The following is an 800-nucleotide window of genomic DNA, read 5'->3' on the forward strand; positions in this document are numbered from 1 at the left end:
CCTCAGCGCCGCGCGGGTCGGCGCTGGCCTGCGCCTGCACGCCGACGGCGAGCATGGTGACCGCGGCGGCGAGTGCCACGGCTGCGCGGGCAGGGGTGCGGGGGGTTCTGGGTCTCACGGGGACTCCTTCTGCGGCGGTGGCGCTGGGGAACACGACCGGGACAGCCGGCCGACCGGAGCGGGCGACCGGGCAGAGCATGAGCGGGGGGGAGCCGTGGGCAGCGTGGGGGGTGGGATATGGGGGGTGGCTGCACTCCGGACTGAGCAGAGCGTGGCAGAGTAGCCGCGTACATGTCATTGGCGCCGGCGAACTTGGCCGAAAACTGTTCGATGACCGCTGTTCACCGTCCGGATATCGGACGGATCGGCACGAGCGCTCTCGCGGGTGGAAGCCGGAAGCGGCCGGAGCCCCACCGCTTCCCAGCCCTGTCGGTGCGGCCCCCTAGGCTTCACCGACATGAGCAACGCAGACGTCCGGGAACTGCAGACCGCCCTGCACACCGCCTCCGATGTGGTCTTCTCCTTGGAGGACAAGCCCTCGGCCGAGCAACTGGCCCACGTCTCCGACGCGCTGCTGCGCGCCCTGGGCGCGGTGCGCTCGCTGGAGGCCGAGCACGGCGGCGGCACGGGCTGCCGGGAGCATCCACGCGGCGCTGTCGATCCGCTGCACAAGGATCCGGACGATCCGCTGCCGCCGGGATGGGGCAGGTGCCTGCTCTGCAACGACCGCAGGCGCCGGGCCATGACCCACCGCCGCAGCGCCCGCTGACGACCGAGGCGCGGACGCGCCGGCGTGCGTC

The 800-nt window shown here is 72.9% G+C and carries 1 protein-coding gene; it reads left to right on the forward strand.

All coding sequences use genetic code 11. The features are described 5' to 3' along the window. The first annotated feature begins 457 nt into the window (after positions 1 to 457). Positions 458 to 769 carry a hypothetical protein gene (locus ACYVE9_RS29150; protein WP_461030879.1) on the forward strand — a complete coding sequence of 104 codons (312 nt, stop codon included), beginning with the start codon at positions 458 to 460 and terminating at the stop codon, positions 767 to 769. The last annotated feature ends 31 nt before the right edge of the window (positions 770 to 800 follow it).

This window comes from Streptomyces sparsus (genome assembly GCF_054776295.1).

What these genes read in the sequence shown, in the direction of transcription:
- ACYVE9_RS29150 (WP_461030879.1), top strand. Translation starts at nt 458, where the DNA reads ATGAGCAACGCAGACGTCCGGGAACTGCAGACCGCCCTGCACACCGCC.